This window comes from Microbacterium xerophyticum, from assembly GCF_053543555.1.
In genome coordinates, this window is the sequence record NZ_JBLVOB010000004.1 from 261,278 (window position 1) to 276,917 (window position 15,640).

Sequence of the window (15,640 nt, forward strand, 5' to 3'; positions counted from 1 at the left end):
CGGCGACTCGTCCACCGTCGAGTTCATCGAGGTCGCGTTCCCCGATGTCAAGGCGCAGCTCGACGCCGGCACCATCGACGCCGGCTGGGCGCCCGACCCGTTCCGCGGCATGATCGTCGGCGAGGGCGGGGTGTCGGTCGTCGCCCCGTACCAGGCGACGATCCCCGGCCTCTCCGTGCTGACGAACATCACCACTCAGGACCTCATCGACAACGATCCCGATCTCGTCGCGGCCTACTCTGCGGCGATGACGGAAGCACTGGACTTCGCCTCGGCCAACGAGGACGCGGTCTACGCGGCGATCGCAGAGGGGCTCGACATCCCGCTCGAGGCCGCGCAGGGGATCACCCTTCCCACCTTCACATTCGAGATGAACGTCGACAGCATCAAGACGCTCGCCGATCTCGCCGTGAAGTACGAGTACATCGAGAAGCTGCCGGACTTCGATCGCCTGATCCAGCAGCAGTGATCCCGGCATGACGACGGCGACTTCTTCACGGCGGCTCTCCGGCCACCGACGGCGCCAGCGCATCGGAGCGCTCCGCCGCGTGCTGCTCGGCGCACTCGGGGTCGTCGTGTTCCTCGCGGTGTGGCAGCTGCTCTCGACGTTGAGGATCCTCAACCCCGAGCAGCTGCCCTCCGCGACGGACACCTTCGCCCAGCTCGGCGTCCTCCTGCGCGACCTGGAGTTCTGGCGCAACATCGGCCGCACCATGACGGCATGGGCCATCGGCCTGGTCATCGCCGCCATCCTCGGCACAGCCCTGGGGGCGACCATCGGGATGGTCCCGGTGCTGCGGCGCGCCACCCACACCGTGGTGGAGTTCCTCAGGCCGATCCCGTCCGTCGCGCTGATCCCGCTCGCGATCCTCGTCTACGGGCTCCAGCTCCCGGCCGCGCTGATCATCATCGTGTACGCCAGCTTCTGGCAGGTGTTCGTGCAGGTGCTCTACGGCGTCGCGGACATCGACACCGTGGCGCGCGACACGGCGCGCAGCTTCGGCCTCACCCGGGCGTCGCAGCTGCGCAATCTCGTCCTGCCGACCGCTCTGCCCTACCTGATGACGGGTCTGCGGCTCGCGGCCGCGGTCGCCCTCATCCTCGCCGTCACTGCGGAGATGACGATCGGCAACCCCGGCCTCGGACGGCAGTTGACCGTGGCATCCGGGATCGGCAACATCACCACCGTCTACGCCATCGTGATCGTGACGGGCGTGCTCGGCCTCCTGATCAACATCGGCTTCCGGGCGATCGAGCGCCGCACGCTGTCGTGGCACCAGTCCGTGAGAGGAGATGACGCATCATGACGCTGTACACCAGCACGGTCCGCACGCCGGCGCCGAAGTCGCGTCTGTGGGCGAAGGCGGGAGAGAACACGTTCTACGCCGTCGCACTCCCCCTCGTTCTCCTCGTCATCTGGGGCGTGGCCGCGACGATCGCGCCGGCCAAGTTCTTCCCCGCTCCGCAGACCATCGCCGTGGCGTTCTCCGACACCTGGATCGGGGCCGCATTCGTCGACGACGTGCTTCCGAGCCTCGCCAGGCTCGCGGTGGCCATCGTCATCGCCGTGATCGCGGGCGTCGTCGCGGGAACCCTCATCGGACTCACACGCTGGCTGCGCGAACTGCTCGAGCCGCTCCTGGAGTTCTTCCGTGCGATTCCGCCTCCGGTGCTCATCCCCGTCTTCGTCGCCTTCCTCGGCGTGACCGATGCGATGCAGATCCTCGTGATCGCGTTCGGTGCGATCTGGCCCGTGCTGCTGAACACGATCGAGGGCGTGCGCGCGACCGACTCGGTGATGACGGAGACGGCCAGGTCGTACTCGCTCACCCGCTCCCAGCGGCTGTTCGCGCTCGTGCTGCCCGCGGCGAGCCCGCGGATCATGGCCGGCGTGCGACAGACGCTGTCGGTCGCCCTGATCATGATGGTGATCTCGGAGCTGTTCTACTCGTCGTCCGGGCTGGGCTATCAGATCAAGTACTTCCAGCAGAACTACCTCATCGCCGAGATGTGGAGTGGCATCCTGCTGTTGGGGCTCATCGGCGTACTGCTCGCAGTCGTGGTGGGTTTCATCGAACGTCGGGTGCTGCGTTGGTACCACGGAATCAAGGAGGTCGAGCGTGCCTGAGACGCTTCTGCAGGTGGACAGCCTGAACAAGGTCTACGAATCGGCCACTGGCCGGGTCGAGGCGATCGGCGACATCAGCTTCGCGATGAATCGCGGCGAGCTCGTCTGCATCGTCGGCCCGTCCGGGTGCGGCAAGACGACGCTGCTGAAGTGCATCGCCGGTCTCCTGCGCCCCACGGCGGGCGACGTCCAGCTGGACGGCAGGCGCGTCACCTCTCCACCGGAGAAGATGGCCCTCGTCTTCCAGGAGTACGGCCGCAGCCTCTACCCATGGCTGACCGTGCGCGGCAATGTCGAGCTGCCGCTCAAGCACAGGAAGCTCTCCAAGGACGAGCGCGCCCAGCTGGTGGATGACGCCCTGCTGGCGGTCGGGCTCGACCACGCCGCCAAGAGCTACCCCTGGCAGTTGTCGGGCGGAATGCAGCAGCGCGTCGCGATCGCGCGCGCAGTCGCGTACCAGCCCGAGGTGCTCATCATGGACGAGCCCTTCGCCGCTGTCGATGCCCAGACCCGCGCCGACCTCGAGGATCTGGTGCGCAGGCTGCACTCCGAGCGCGGGATGTCGATCCTGTTCGTCACGCACGACATCGACGAGTCGGTGTATCTCGGCGAGCGCGTGATCGTGCTGTCGAAGTCGCCGACCTGGGTGCAGGAGGATCTCACGATCGATCTGGCACCCGAACGCGATCAGATCACGACCAGGGCGCTCCCCCGCTTCACCGAGCTGCGCACGCATGTGTACGAGCAGATCCAGCGAGCCAAGCGCGGCGAAGCCGTGCGCGCGAGCGCATGACTGCGCCCGCAGGGGCCGCAGGCGACGGCACGGCCGAGAGCGAGCCGACGCGCAGCCGGCAGCCGAAACGACTGGTCCTGTCGTTCCTGGGCGAGTTCATGGCGCAGAGAGAGGATGCGCCGGTGCGCACCGGTGTGTTCCTCGAGGTGCTGCACGGGGCGGGTGTCGCAGCACCGGCCGCGCGGGCGACGCTGGACCGCCTGGTGCGCGGTGGCGTCCTGACCCGAGAGCGCCACGGCCGACATCTCGAGTTCTCCCTGACACCTGCCGGACGCAAGATCCTCGGCGAGGCGACGGATCGCGTCCGCGGCCCGTCGCCCTTCCACCCGAACGGCGACGGCTGGACTCTCGTGACCTTCTCATTGCCCGAAGAGCTGCGCACCCTGCGCGGGCGCCTGCGTTCCACGCTCACGTGGCACGGGTTCGCGCCCCTGCGCGACGGCCTGTGGCTGGCATCCGGGCGTCCGGCGCTGGCGAGCGCGATCGAGCCGTTGCGGGAGGAACTCCCCGACGGCGCCGTCATGGCGTTCCACGCTCAGGAACTCGACGGATTCCCGATCGCGTCGAGCGTGCGCGACGCCTGGGACATCGACGGGATCCGCGAGGCGCACCACGCGTTCATCGCGACATGGCGCGATGTCAGGGTCGACGACTCGTCATCCGCGATCGTCATGCGCACGATGCTCGTCGCCGACTGGCTCGAACTGCTGCGCACCGACCCGCGGCTGCCTCCGGAGTTCATGGATGCGCAGTGGCCGGCACCGGAGTCGTTCGCTCTGTACCGTCGGCTTCGCGCCGAGCTCGCCCCCCGATCGGAGGCGGAGTTCGCCGCGCTGACCGCCCAACCGGCGGCGGTCGGCATCTAGCGCTCCTCGCGAGAGTTCGCGCATATGGTCACTCCAGCGTGAACCTGCCTCGCAGATCGGCCTTTCGCACCTTGCCGCTCGCCGTGCGCGGCAGTTCGTCGACGAAACGCACTCCACGCGGGATCTTGTACTTGGCGATGCGCCCGGCGAGATGCGCGAGCACGTCATCTGCCGCGATCTCGGAGCGGGCGACGGCGATCGCCAGCGGTACCTCGCCCCATCGCTCGTCCGGTACGCCGATCACTGCCACGGACTCGATCTCCGTCCGTTCCATGATGAGCTGTTCGATCTCGGCGGGATAGATGTTCTCACCACCCGAGATGATCATGTCCTTCACCCTGTCGCTGATGGTGAGATAGCCCTGCTCGTCGAGGAAGCCGATGTCACCGGAGCGCAGCCATTCACCGTGGTGCGCGTCGCGTGTGGCATCCGGGCGCAGCCAGTACTCCTTCATGACGTTCGGACCGCTGATCTCGATCTCTCCCGCGTCCCCCGCCGGCAGCACCTCCCCTTCCGGCGAGACGATGCGCACGTCGGTGAAGAAGTGCGCGATGCCGGACGAGCCGACGTGCTCCCTGGCCTTGCGGTACGGGAGCGAGGTCGCACCCGGTGACGTCTCGGTCATCCCGTAACCGGATGAGAAGCTCAGTCCTCTCTTCTCGTAGGCCTCGATGACCCGCAGCGGAACGCTGGAACCACCGCAGGTGAGCCTCCGCAGCGTCGAGAGGTCGGCTGCGTCCCAGTCCGGATGCTCGGCGAGCATCTGGAATGTCGTCGGCACCCCGGACAGACTCGTGATCCCGTGCTCCTGCACGGCGGAGAGCACGGCCCCTGGGTCGACCTTCTCCTGCACCACGAGCGTGCCGCCTTTGAGCAGCGTCGGCAGCGCGCCCATGCCCAAGGAGGCGACATGGAACATCGGTGCGATGAGGAGGGTGCGCTCCTCGGACGTGAGGTCGTAGTCGACGAGGACGTTCATCGAGTTCCAGGTGAAGTTCCCGTGCGTGAGCACGGCCCCCTTCGGGCGCCCGGTGGTCCCCGAGGTGTAGAGGATCATGGCCGGGTCGTCGAGGACGACCTCGGCGATGGGCGGCGTGGTGGATGCTGCGGCCACGACGTCTTCGAAGCTCTCGACCGCCGGCACCTCGGCCGGACCGTCGACGATGATGCGTCGCTCGATCGCACTCGACCATGCGGCAGCGCGCGCGACGTCGCGGAGCTCCTCATGGGTGATCAGCAGACGCGCACCGCAGTCGTCGATCATGTACTCGAGCTCGCGCGGTGCGAGACGGGTGTTCAACGGGACGAAGATCGCCCCGAGCAGACCGCAGGCGAAGAACGAGGTGAGGAAATCCGGGTGATTGTTCCCCAGGTATGCCACCCGGTCGCCCTTGGCGACGCCGCGCTCCGCCAGCGCACTCGCGAACCGGTCGATCCGGTCGGCGAGTTCCTCGTAGCGGTACGCGCGATCGCCCTGGATCACTGCGATATCGCCTTCGGACTTCACGCGACGGCGTGCGATCCAGCTGCCCAGCCCTTGATTCTTCATCCTCAGCCTCTTTGCGATTGGATGCCGGTCCGAGTTCGGATCAGGCGTAGAAGCGGTAGATCCCGCGAGCCACGACGGCGGGCTTCGCGGCACCCTCGATCTCGATGGTCTGGTCGACGGCGAGCTGATAGCCGCCCTTGACCTCCGTGACCTCGGCGATGACGGCGTTCATGCGCACGCGGGACCCCACGGCGACCGGTGAGACGAACCGCACCTTGTCGAGCCCGTAGTTGACCCGGGTGGTGACCCCCTCCGGCTCGAACAGCTCGCTCCAGAACTTCGTCGCCAGCGACAGGGTCAGGAATCCGTGCGCGATCGGTGCGCCGAAGGGTCCGCCCGCGGCGCGCTCGGGGTCGACGTGGATCCACTGGTGATCATCGGCCGCATCGGCGAAGGTGTCGATGCGGTCCTGGGTGACCTCGAGCCACTCGGAGAAGCCGAGGTCGGTGCCGGCAGCGCTCGCGAGGTCGGCATAGGCGACGGTGGTGGTCATGATGATGTCCCTTTCGTGGTTCGATCGAGGCCGAGCAGCCGCACGGCGTTGTCCTTGTAGATGCGCGAGCGCACCTCTGGTTTGAAACGGTCGGTGGCCTCGGCATCCCGTATCCAGCGATCGGGTGTCAGCAACGGATAGTCGGAGCCGAACAGCACCCGGTCCTTGAGGTAGGAGTTCGCCGCACGCACGAGGGAGTCCGGGAAGTACTTCGGGCTCCACCCGGACAGGTCTATCCAGGTGTTGTGCTTGTGCGTCGCGACCGACAGCGCCTCGTCCTGCCAGGGCACCGAAGGGTGCGCCATGATGATCTGCAGCTCAGGATGCTCGGCGGCGACGTCGTCGAGCAGCATCGGGTTCGACAGCGCGAGGCGCATTCCGCGTCCACCGGGCAGCCCGGCGCCGATACCGGTCTGGCCGGTGTGGAACAGCGCGACCATGCCGGCACCCTGCAGCACCTCGTACAGCGGGAAGTGCACCGGATCACTCGGGTCGAACCCCTGCACGGTGGGGTGGAACTTGAAACCGCGCACGCCGCTGTCCTCGATGAGTCGGCGGGCGCGATCCACGGCATCCGTCCGGTTCGGGTCCACAGACCCGAACGGGATCAGCACGTCATTGTGGCGCGCGGCACCCTCGGCGATGTCCGCGCTCGAGATCGGTGCGTGACCGAGTCCTGTCTCGGCATCGACGGTGAACACCACTGCCGCCATCCGCCGCTCTCTGTAATACGCGGCGATCGAGTCGAGATCGGGCCTGGTCGCATCGGCGGCGAAGTACTTCGACGCCGCAGCCACGAGGTCGTCGGGAAGCGACGCATGCCCGTGACCGTCGATCTCGACGTGCACGTGGACGTCGATGGCCCCGAGGGTGTCGAGGTCGAGGTTCGGCTCGTAACGGGTCATCGTCTCAGCGCTGCAGCTCTTCCGGCAGCGCGGGGAAACGTTCGCCGACCGACTGCTGCCGCGCTCCGATGACATCGTCGAACCGCTCGACCAGGGCGTCGTGCGTCCAGCCGCCGTCCTGGTACTCGGTGACGACGGCCTCGGGGTGCGACCACAACTGGATGCGGTCGCCGCCGACGCCGATCGCCTGGCCGGTGACGGATGCCGCGGCATCCGAAGCCAGATACGAGATGAGCCCGGCGACATCGGCGGAGGTGCCGAAGCCGAGGTCGTGCCGGAAGAACGGCGGCATCGCCTCGCCCTTCTCGTCAGCCTCGACCGCGGCGGCGAAGTACGGCACAGTGGCGGTCATGGCCGTGGCCGCCACGGGGATGACGGCGTTGGCCGTGATGCCGGCCTTCTTGAGTTCCATCGCCCAGGTGCGCACCATCCCGACGATCCCGGCCTTGGCCGCCGCGTAGTTCGTCTGACCGAAGTTGCCGCGCTGACCCGTCGGCGAGCCGATGCAGATGATGCGGCCGGCGATCTCGTTGGTGCGCATGTATGTGGCGGCCTCACGCACGCAGGTGAACGTTCCCCGCAGGTGAACGTTGATGACGGTGTCGAAGTCGTCGTCGCTCATCTTCCAGAGCACCGTGTCGCGCAGCACCCCGGCGTTCGTGACGAGGATGTCGAGTCGCCCGTATGTGTCGACGGCGGTCTGGACGAGCGTCTTCGCGGTCTCGGTCGGACCGACCGGCGCCACGACGGCGACGGCCTTGCCGCCTTCGGCCTCGATCGCCGCCACCGCTTCTGCCGCGGCATCCTCCGAGACGTCGTTGATGACGACGGAGGCGCCCTGACGCGCGAGTTCCTGGGCATAGGCGAGCCCGAGTCCGCGGCCGGACCCCGTGACGATGGCGACTTTGCCGTCCAGTGACATGACACTCCTTCGTTCGTGTGTTCTCAGTTTACTTGAGAATTTCAATTATTGGTAGCATCACCGTACCGTAGGATGAACACATGACGAATCCCGCGGCGCAGCCCCAGGGCAGCCACGCGCTGATCGACGACATGAGCTTCCTGCTCGCCCGTGCGAGCGCGCTCTCCAACGCCGCAGGCAATGCGGCCCTCGCCGAGTTCGGCCTCAAGGTGCGTTCCTACTCGGTGCTCGAGCTGGCCGCGGTCGGCCGGCGCCCGTCGCAGCGCGAGATCGCGGAGTTCCTCCGGCTCGACCCGAGTCAGGTGGTCGCTCTCGTCGACGAGCTGCAGCGGGCGAAGCTCGTCGAACGCGAACCCGACCAGCGCGACCGTCGCGCGAACGTGATCGTCGCCACCGCCCTCGGCCTCGAGACTCTCGAGAAGGCGCGGCAGAAGGTTCGCGCGAGCACACTCATACTGCACAGCGAACTCACCGAGAGCGAACGCGTCACGCTCGCCGATCTGCTGCGCAAGACGGCGTTCCCCGGCGGCCAGTCGCGCTGAGGGTCAGGCGTCGCCGACGTCCTACCGCTGGGATGCCGCTGCTGACAGAATCTCTTCCAGATGTGAAGAGGAATGCCTATTAGCTTGTTCATCGGCGGCGCACGGCATCGTGCGATGCTTCGACTCAGTCACAGAGAGGTGGAAACGATGTCGGAAACGATTGTCACGCGCTCAGGAGTGCGTACTGGACTGTTCATCGGCGGCGAGGAGCGCTTCACGCAAGAAGTGCTGCAGGTCGCAGACCCCGGCAAGAAAGGGATCGTCGTGGGAGAGGCGGCATCGGCATCCGAAGCGGATGTGGCTGACGCGGTGGCGGCTGCGAAGTCAGCGCACCCGGCGTGGGCTTCGCTGTCGGCTGAGCAGCGATCCGCTGCGATGGCCGACGCGATCGCAGGCATCGCCGATGACCGCGACACCGATGCGGCGATCCTGTCGCAGGAGAACGGCAAGGTGCGGATGGAGGCCTGGATCGACGCGCTCGTGTTCGAGCTGCGGTGGAACCTCGCGCTCATGCTGACCGACTCCGTCGACACCGGCACGACGCTGCCCGCGATCCCCGGCGCGATCCCCGTCTCGACCGAGGTGCGGTTCCAGTCCCTGGGTGTGGTCACGATCATCGTGCCGTTCAACTGGCCGATCGCGATCCTCGGCGCGGCACTGCCGCACGCCCTGCTCGCCGGCAACACCGTCATCGTCAAGGCACCGCCCTCCACACCGCTGGCCACCGCGCGGCTCGTGCAGCGCGTCGCCGAGAAGCTTCCGGCCGGTGTGCTCAACGTCATCACCGGCAAGGACGAGAACATGGCGGGGCTGATCCAGAGCCCGGATGTCGCGAAGGTGTGCTTCACCGGGTCGGTGGCCGGCGGCAAGCGCATCATGGAGATGGCGTCGAAGACGCTGACCAGGGTGACGCTCGAGCTGGGCGGCAACGACGCGGCGATCTTCCTCGACGACGCGATCCTCGACGATGCTCACCTGGACCGGCTGTTCGCGGCGATCTACGACACCACCGGACAGATCTGCATGAATGCCAAGCGGGTGTTCGTTCACAGATCGCGTCAGGACGAGCTGGTCGCAGGCCTCGAAGCGCGCCTGAGCCAGGTGAAGCTCGGGTACGGACTCGACGAGGGCACGACGATGGGTCCGCTGCACCAGCCGGCCCAGAAGGCGTTCGTCGAGGAGCTCATCCAGGAGGCGAAGGATGCCGGCGCCGACGTCCGCGAGTACGGTGAGCTTCCCAGTGGAGATCTCGCCGACGGCAACTTCCTGCGCCCGGCCATCGTGATCGATCCCGATCCCGCGCTGCGGGTCGTCACGCAGGAGCAGTTCGGGCCCGTCATCCCGGTCATCGCCTTCGACACCGAGGAGGAGGCGGTGACGCTGGCGAACGACACGTGGGCCGGCCTGTGCGGGTCGGTCTGGACGTCGTCGCCGGATGCTGCGAACCGCGTCGGCTCGCAGCTGGAGTGCGGCTACGTCTGGGTCAACGACCACGGCGCGACCCGCCTCGACCTGCGCGCGCCGTTCGGTGGAATGAAGAGCTCCGGCTTCGGTCGGGAGCAGGGCATCGAGGGCGTGCGCGCGTTCCAGGACACCCGTTCCATCGCGACCATCGACCCCGACGCGCTCGCCGCCATGGCGCACTGAACCAGAATCGGATGACGTGCGGGTCGTGGCCACCGAGCCACGTCCCGCACGCCTGAAGCCGCACGGCGAACCGCGTTCCGACGCGTTCCCGAGCCGTCAGCGAGCCACCGCAGACGGCATCACGCGCACGTGGATGCTCTTCATGAGCGGCTGATCGCTCTGGGCGCTGTAGTCGGCGTTTCCGACCAGCACGTTCATCTCGGGCATGTAGCCGGCTGCGCTTCCACGAGGAGTGTCGTAGGCCACCGCGCGGTACTCGCGCAACTTGCGCAGTGAACCGTCCTTCGATGTCGAGACGATGTCGACGAGGTCGCCCTGCCAGATGCCGCGATCGCGCATGTCGTCCTCGTGCATGAAGATGAGCTCGCGCAGGTTCTTCACCCCGCGGTACCGGTCGTTGTTGCTGTAGATCGTGGTGTTCCACTGGTCGTGCGAGCGCATCGTCTGCAGCACCAGCATGTCGTCTGAGGCGGGACGCACGTCGTGGAGCACGGCAGCGGAGAAGTCCGCCTTGCCCGAGGCCGTGCGGAAATCCCGCTCGCGGGCCGGCTGCGGGATGCGGAACCCGTTCGTCTGACGCACGAGCTCGTTGAATCCTTCGAATCCGGGCAGCACCCTCGCCATCACGTCGCGGATGCGGTCGTAGTCGCCCGCGAACCCTTCCCAGTCGGTCGCGCTGTCGGGCATCGTCGCCCTCGCCATCCGCGCGATGATGTCGGGCTCCGACAGCAGGTGCTCGGAGGCGGGCTTCTTCTTGCCCACCGACAGGTGCACCATGCTCATCGCGTCCTCCACCGACTGCCCCTGGAGCCCGCCGGCCTGCTCGTCGCGTTCGGTGCGCCCGAGGCACGGGAGGATGAGCGCCTTCTTCCCGTGCACGATGTGACTGCGGTTCAGTTTCGTGCTCACCTGAACCGTCAGTCGGCATCCGCTCAGCGCTTCCGCGGTGTACGTCGTGTCGGGCGCGGCCAGCACGAAGTTGCCGCCGAGACTCACGAACACCTTGACGGCGCCCTCGTGCATCTTGTGGATGCTGGCGACGGTGTCCAGCCCCGGCTCGCGCGGCGAGGTGATCCCGCAGACCTCGTCCAGCTTGTCCAGCAGCCAGGCCGGCGAATGGTGGTTGATGCCGCACGTGCGGTTGCCCTGCACGTTGCTGTGCCCGCGCACCGGTGCGGGACCGGCACCCAGCCGGCCGATGTTGCCTCGGAGCAGCAGCACGTTCGTGAACTCCCGCACCATGTCGACCGCGTGCTCCTGCTGACTCACTCCGAGGCACCAGCTGATGATCGTCCTGCCGGCCTTCAGGTAGAGCGCCCCCGCCGCGCGGATCTGCTCCTCGGTGAGGCCGGACTGCTGCACCAGCTCCGGCCACGGCGTCGCCTCGACGACCGCACGATACTCATCGATGCCGTCTGTGTGCTCGGCGATGAACGCGGTGTCCAGTGCAGTGGGATCCGTCTCGGCTGCCTCGAAGACGACCTTCGCGATGCCGCGCATCAGCGCCATGTCCCCGCCGATGCGCACCTGCAGGTCGAGCGTGCCGGTCTCGTGGGTCTTGAACAGTGCCATGTCGACGAAATCGTGCGGCACAGTGGTGCGCCTGGATGCAGCCTCGATCAGCGGATTGACGTGCACCACCTGCGCGCCGTTCTTCACAGCAGCCGACAGCGCCGTCAGCATGCGCGGCGCATTCGACGCCGCGTTCACCCCGAGCAGGAAGAGCAGATCGGTCTGCTCCCAGTCCTCGACCGTCGTCGTCCCCTTGCCGGATCCGATCGACGCGGTCAACGCCCGGCCGGATGCCTCATGACACATGTTCGAGCAGTCCGGCATGTTGTTCGTGCCGTACTCGCGGATCATCAGCTGATAGAGGAAGGATGCCTCGTTGCTCAGCCGCCCAGAGGTGTAGAACGTCGCCTCATCCGGACTGTCCAGCGCCCGCAGCTCCTCACCGATGAGCGCGAACGCGTCGTCCCAGCTGATCGGCGCATAGCGGTCGGTCTCCGGGTCGTAGACCATCGGCTCGGTCAGCCGTCCCGCGTTCTCCAGCTCGAAGTCGGTCCAGGTGGAAAGCTCGCTCACGGTGTGCTTCAAGAAGAAACCACTGCCCACGCGCTTGTGCGTCATCTCCCACGTGACGTGCTTCATACCGTTCTCGCAGATGTCGAGCTTCAAGCCCTTCTGATCGTCCGGCCACGCGCACCCTGGGCAGTCGAAGCCCTTGATCGGATGATTCATCGTGAACATCGCCAACGCGCCGCTCACCGGACGCTTCGACTCCAGCAGCACCTCACCCACCGACAGCGCCGCACCCCACCCCGCCGCCGGGTGCTCGTAGTCCTCCTGCGACCACGCCTTGGTCGCCACCGGACCGTATCCGCCCTGCCTGGGACGCGACGGCATCAGGCCGAAAGCGACGCCGTTATCGGGAGTGGTCATGAGCTGCTCCTTCCGACACGAGCGCCAGATCAGGTGCCGCAGCATCCGTCCGGACCCGCTCAGGGTGTGAGTACACATTCATCGTCCGACCGCGCACGAACCCCACGAGCGTGAGGCCGGACTTCTCGGCCAGTTCCGCCGCGAGGGACGACGGTGCTGAGACGGCCGAGAGGATGGGGATGCCGGCCATCACCGCTTTCTGCACGAGTTCGAAACTCGCCCGACCTGAGACCTGCAGCACCGTCCCGCGCAGCGGGAGCCGGTCATGCAGCACCGCCCACCCGACGACCTTGTCGACGGCGTTGTGGCGCCCGACGTCTTCGCGCAGCACGAGCATTTCTCCGGTGGCGACATCGAAGAGCGCGGCCGCATGCAGACCACCGGTCTTGTCGAACGCATCCTGCTGCTCGCGCAACTGGTCCGGATACCGGGCGATGTCCGCTGCGTCGGCGACCACGGGATCCACTGCGACGTCGTGACGAGAGACCGTCTCGACGGCGTCGATGCTGGCCTTGCCGCAGACCCCGCACGAACTGGTCGTGTAGAAGGAACGCGCCAGATCCGGCGCGGGCGGGGCCACGCCTGGCGCCAAGGAGACGTCGAGGACGTTGTACGTGTTCTCGACACCACCCGTCCCCGGCCCACCGCAGTGGATCGCCGACTGGAACTCGGGCCCCTCGCCGATCACGGCCTCTGAGACTAGGAATCCGGCCGCGAGTTCGACATCGTGACCGGGCGTGCGCATCGTCACGGCCAGCGCAGTGCCAGCGACACGGATCTCGAGCGGCTCTTCCACGGCGAGCGTGTCGGGGCGACGGCGGGCGCCGTCACCCACCGTGACCTTCAGTACCGATCGCCTCGTCGTGATCCGACCCATACCTCTGAGCATAGTGTTCTGCGGCGAGCCGTGGGGGCGCGATACCGTAGCGATATGGACAGTTCTCGATGATCACTATCGAAGAGCATCGCGCTCGCATCCTGGAGGTCGCGCGGCCGACTCCTGCGGTGACGAGTGAGCTCGCCGAAGCACTCGGGGGCGTTCTCGCCGCCGACGTTCTCAGCCGTTGGCCGATCCCGCTCTTCGACAACTCGGCGATGGACGGGTACGCCGTGCGGCGATCCGACGCCACCGCCGGCTCGAGAATGCGCGTCGTCGCCGATGTCGCTGCGGGGTCGGCCGACGACCCATCGATCGGACCGGGCGAGGCCGTGCGCATCATGACCGGCGCACCGCTGCCTTCAGACGCGGACGCGATCGTCCCGCTCGAGCAGACGGATCTCGGGACGGCCGTCCGCGAACGCGCACCGGAGTGGATCACCGTCTTGACACAGCCCTCGTCGGGCGCCCACGTTCGGCGGAAAGGCGAGGATTCTGCGGCCGGTGCCCTCGCAGTGCGAGCGGGGACGGCACTCGGACCCTGGCAGCTGTCGACCATCGCCTCGGCCGGATTCGGACAGGTGCCGACGCACAGGCCCCCGCGAGTGGCAGTGATCTCGACGGGCAGCGAGCTCATCGCACCGTCCGCGACTCCACGACGGGGTCAGATCCCCGAATCGAACTCCGTGCTTCTGGCGGCGGCCGTCCGCGCCAGCGGTGCGGTCCTCACATCGGTGCGCACCGTCGCCGACGATCCTGCGGCCCTGCGGCGAGCGCTGGCCGTCGACGCTGACGCCGTGATCTTCTCCGGCGGGGCGAGCGTCGGCGCGTTCGACGTGGTCAGGTCCGTGCTGGGCGGCGAGTACGGAGTGCAGTTCGACAACGTGGCGATGCAACCGGGGAAGCCGCAGGGCTTCGGCGTGCTGGAATCGGGGATGCTCGCGTTCTGCCTACCGGGGAACCCCGTCAGCGTCGCGGTGTCATTCGAGGTCTTCGTGCGACCCGCCCTCCGACGGATGGCCGGATTCGCGGGCATCGACCGGACGCATGTCGTCCGAGCAGCCGGCACCGGATGGAACTCGCCGAAGGGACGCACGCAGGTGCTCCCGGCGACGTTCGACGAGACCACGGTGCACCCCGCGTCGCGGCGCGGGAGCGGTTCTCACCTCGTCACCTCGCTCGCGGCGGCATCCGCGTTGGCGATCATCCCCTCGGATGTGGAGCGGGTGAGCATCGGCGACCCTGTCTCGGTGATGGTGCTGTCATGACGCCCCAGACACGCAGGGCGCTCGTCGCGAGCGTGATCGCCCTCTGCCTGGTCGCCGCGATGATGCGCCCAGCGATCACCGCCGTAGGGCCGCTGATCGGACGGATGAGTGCGGACACCGGCATACCTCTCGCCCTTCTCGGCGCGCTGTCGACGATCGTGCTGATCATGTGGGCTGCGGCCTCTCCGTTCGCGCATGGCATCGGGAGGCGGCTCGGGCTCGGCGGTGCCGTGCTCGCCGCTCTGGGCGTCCTTGGACTTGGCACGGTGGTCCGCTCGATCCCCGGGTCGACGGCGTGGTTGTGGATCGGCACGGCGCTCATCGGAGTCGCCCTGGCAGTCGGCAACGTCCTGCTCCCCGCAGTCATCAAGCGGGACTTCCCGCTGCGTGTGCCGCTGATGATGAGCGTGTACTCGGCGATCCTCGGCGGCGCGGGCGCCGTGGCGTCCGGCCTCGCCGTTCCGATCGCCGACCTGAGCGGAGCGGATTCCGCGGCGGGCTGGCGACTGTCGCTGCTCGCTACGGGCGGGCTCGTCATCCCCCTCGGCCTGGCAGCGTGGTGGTACGTGCGCCGGCACGAGATCCGGGCGATGCGAACGAGCTCATTCGTGCGCGAGCCCCGCACCGGAGTCTGGCGCGACTCGACGGCGTGGCTGGTCGCCGCCTACATGGGAGTGCAGTCGACCTGTTTCTATGTGCTCGTGACGTGGCTTGCGACCATGTCGACCGACACCGGCCGCAGCGCGCTGACGGCCGGGTTCGACGTCATGGTCTACCAGGCGTTCTCCATCGCAGGATCGCTGACGATCGCCGTGCTGATGCGTGGACGCGGCGCGCGGATCACGCCGGCGCTGCTGCCAGTGGTCGGGCTGATCGGCGGCATCGGGATGCTGCTCGCCCCTGACGCGATCGGATTCTGGGTCATGCCGCTCGGGTTGTTCTCCGGCTCCTCGCTCGGGGTCGCGCTGACGCTGATCGCGCAGCGTGCCCGTGATCACCGCACCTCGTCCGCGCTTTCGGGGATGTCGCAGTCCGTCGGCTACGGTGTCGCGGCCGTCGGACCTGTGCTCTTCGGCGGCGTGCATGCGCTCACCGGAGGCTGGACGGCCTCGCTTGTCATCCTGCTCCTCACGATGATCACGCAAGGCGTGATCGGCATCTTCGCCGCACGCGACCGCTTCGTCCTCGAAACGCGCTGAGCGGCGGCG

General features: G+C 67.6%; 15 protein-coding genes. 9 read left to right on the forward strand and 6 right to left on the reverse strand.

Annotation, left to right across the window (positions count from 1 at the left end):
* The 5 genes from ACNPNP_RS03860 to ACNPNP_RS03880 form a co-directional block, all read left to right on the forward strand.
* On the forward strand, positions 1-469 hold a 469-nt coding region (locus ACNPNP_RS03860; RefSeq protein ID WP_448964744.1), incomplete at its 5' end, for an ABC transporter substrate-binding protein.
* A gap of 7 nt (positions 470-476) precedes the next feature.
* Positions 477-1,307, forward strand: coding sequence for an ABC transporter permease (locus tag ACNPNP_RS03865; RefSeq protein WP_448964745.1), 831 nt, complete (start codon positions 477-479; stop codon positions 1,305-1,307).
* On the forward strand, positions 1,304-2,128 hold the full coding sequence (locus tag ACNPNP_RS03870; protein ID WP_448964746.1) for an ABC transporter permease: 825 nt from the start codon (positions 1,304-1,306) through the stop codon (positions 2,126-2,128). The genes ACNPNP_RS03865 and ACNPNP_RS03870 overlap by 4 nt, the downstream gene beginning before the upstream one ends.
* Positions 2,121-2,921, forward strand: a complete 801-nt coding sequence (locus tag ACNPNP_RS03875; protein ID WP_448964747.1) for an ABC transporter ATP-binding protein — start codon at positions 2,121-2,123, stop codon at positions 2,919-2,921. The genes ACNPNP_RS03870 and ACNPNP_RS03875 overlap by 8 nt, the downstream gene beginning before the upstream one ends.
* On the forward strand, positions 2,918-3,787 hold the full coding sequence (locus ACNPNP_RS03880; protein WP_448964748.1) for a PaaX family transcriptional regulator: 870 nt from the start codon (positions 2,918-2,920) through the stop codon (positions 3,785-3,787). Before ACNPNP_RS03875 ends, ACNPNP_RS03880 begins: the two co-directional genes overlap by 4 nt.
* A 28-nt stretch (positions 3,788-3,815) precedes the next feature.
* On the opposite strand, the gene ACNPNP_RS03885 is transcribed toward ACNPNP_RS03880, so the two are convergent.
* Genes ACNPNP_RS03885 through ACNPNP_RS03900 form a run of 4 tightly spaced genes read right to left on the reverse strand, consistent with a single transcriptional unit; the run spans position 3,816 to position 7,656 of the window.
* Positions 3,816-5,336 (reverse strand): acyl-CoA synthetase, encoded by a 1,521-nt coding sequence (locus tag ACNPNP_RS03885; protein ID WP_448964749.1) that lies wholly within the window; start codon positions 5,334-5,336, stop codon positions 3,816-3,818.
* A 40-nt stretch (positions 5,337-5,376) separates the two neighbouring features.
* Positions 5,377-5,829, reverse strand: coding sequence for a MaoC family dehydratase (locus ACNPNP_RS03890; RefSeq protein ID WP_448964750.1), 453 nt, complete (start codon positions 5,827-5,829; stop codon positions 5,377-5,379).
* Positions 5,826-6,734 carry an amidohydrolase family protein gene (locus ACNPNP_RS03895; protein WP_448964751.1) on the reverse strand — a complete coding sequence of 303 codons (909 nt, stop codon included), beginning with the start codon at positions 6,732-6,734 and terminating at the stop codon, positions 5,826-5,828. Before ACNPNP_RS03895 ends, ACNPNP_RS03890 begins: the two co-directional genes overlap by 4 nt.
* A gap of 4 nt (positions 6,735-6,738) precedes the next feature.
* Positions 6,739-7,656: an SDR family oxidoreductase gene (locus ACNPNP_RS03900; protein WP_448964752.1), complete on the reverse strand. Its 918-nt coding sequence runs from the start codon at positions 7,654-7,656 to the stop codon at positions 6,739-6,741.
* A gap of 80 nt (positions 7,657-7,736) precedes the next feature.
* Between ACNPNP_RS03900 and ACNPNP_RS03905 the strand changes: the two genes are divergently transcribed.
* Positions 7,737-8,198 (forward strand): MarR family winged helix-turn-helix transcriptional regulator, encoded by a 462-nt coding sequence (locus tag ACNPNP_RS03905; RefSeq protein ID WP_448964753.1) that lies wholly within the window; start codon positions 7,737-7,739, stop codon positions 8,196-8,198.
* A gap of 147 nt (positions 8,199-8,345) precedes the next feature.
* Positions 8,346-9,845: an aldehyde dehydrogenase family protein gene (locus tag ACNPNP_RS03910; protein ID WP_448964754.1), complete on the forward strand. Its 1,500-nt coding sequence runs from the start codon at positions 8,346-8,348 to the stop codon at positions 9,843-9,845.
* 96 nt (positions 9,846-9,941) lie between these two features.
* On the opposite strand, the gene ACNPNP_RS03915 is transcribed toward ACNPNP_RS03910, so the two are convergent.
* Both ACNPNP_RS03915 and fdhD read right to left on the reverse strand, forming a co-directional pair.
* Entirely contained in the window at positions 9,942-12,287 is a 2,346-nt protein-coding gene (locus tag ACNPNP_RS03915; protein WP_448964755.1) for an FdhF/YdeP family oxidoreductase, read from the reverse strand.
* On the reverse strand, positions 12,271-13,164 hold the full coding sequence (gene fdhD, locus ACNPNP_RS03920; RefSeq protein ID WP_448964756.1) for a formate dehydrogenase accessory sulfurtransferase FdhD: 894 nt from the start codon (positions 13,162-13,164) through the stop codon (positions 12,271-12,273). Before fdhD ends, ACNPNP_RS03915 begins: the two co-directional genes overlap by 17 nt.
* Before the next feature lie 68 nt (positions 13,165-13,232).
* On the opposite strand from fdhD, the gene ACNPNP_RS03925 reads away from it, so the two are divergent.
* Both ACNPNP_RS03925 and ACNPNP_RS03930 read left to right on the forward strand, forming a co-directional pair.
* Positions 13,233-14,432: a molybdopterin molybdotransferase MoeA gene (locus tag ACNPNP_RS03925; protein ID WP_448964757.1), complete on the forward strand. Its 1,200-nt coding sequence runs from the start codon at positions 13,233-13,235 to the stop codon at positions 14,430-14,432.
* The gene (locus ACNPNP_RS03930) at positions 14,429-15,631 is read left to right on the forward strand and encodes an MFS transporter (protein ID WP_448964758.1); all 1,203 of its coding nucleotides are present in this window, start codon (positions 14,429-14,431) and stop codon (positions 15,629-15,631) included. Before ACNPNP_RS03925 ends, ACNPNP_RS03930 begins: the two co-directional genes overlap by 4 nt.
* The last annotated feature ends 9 nt before the right edge of the window (positions 15,632-15,640 follow it).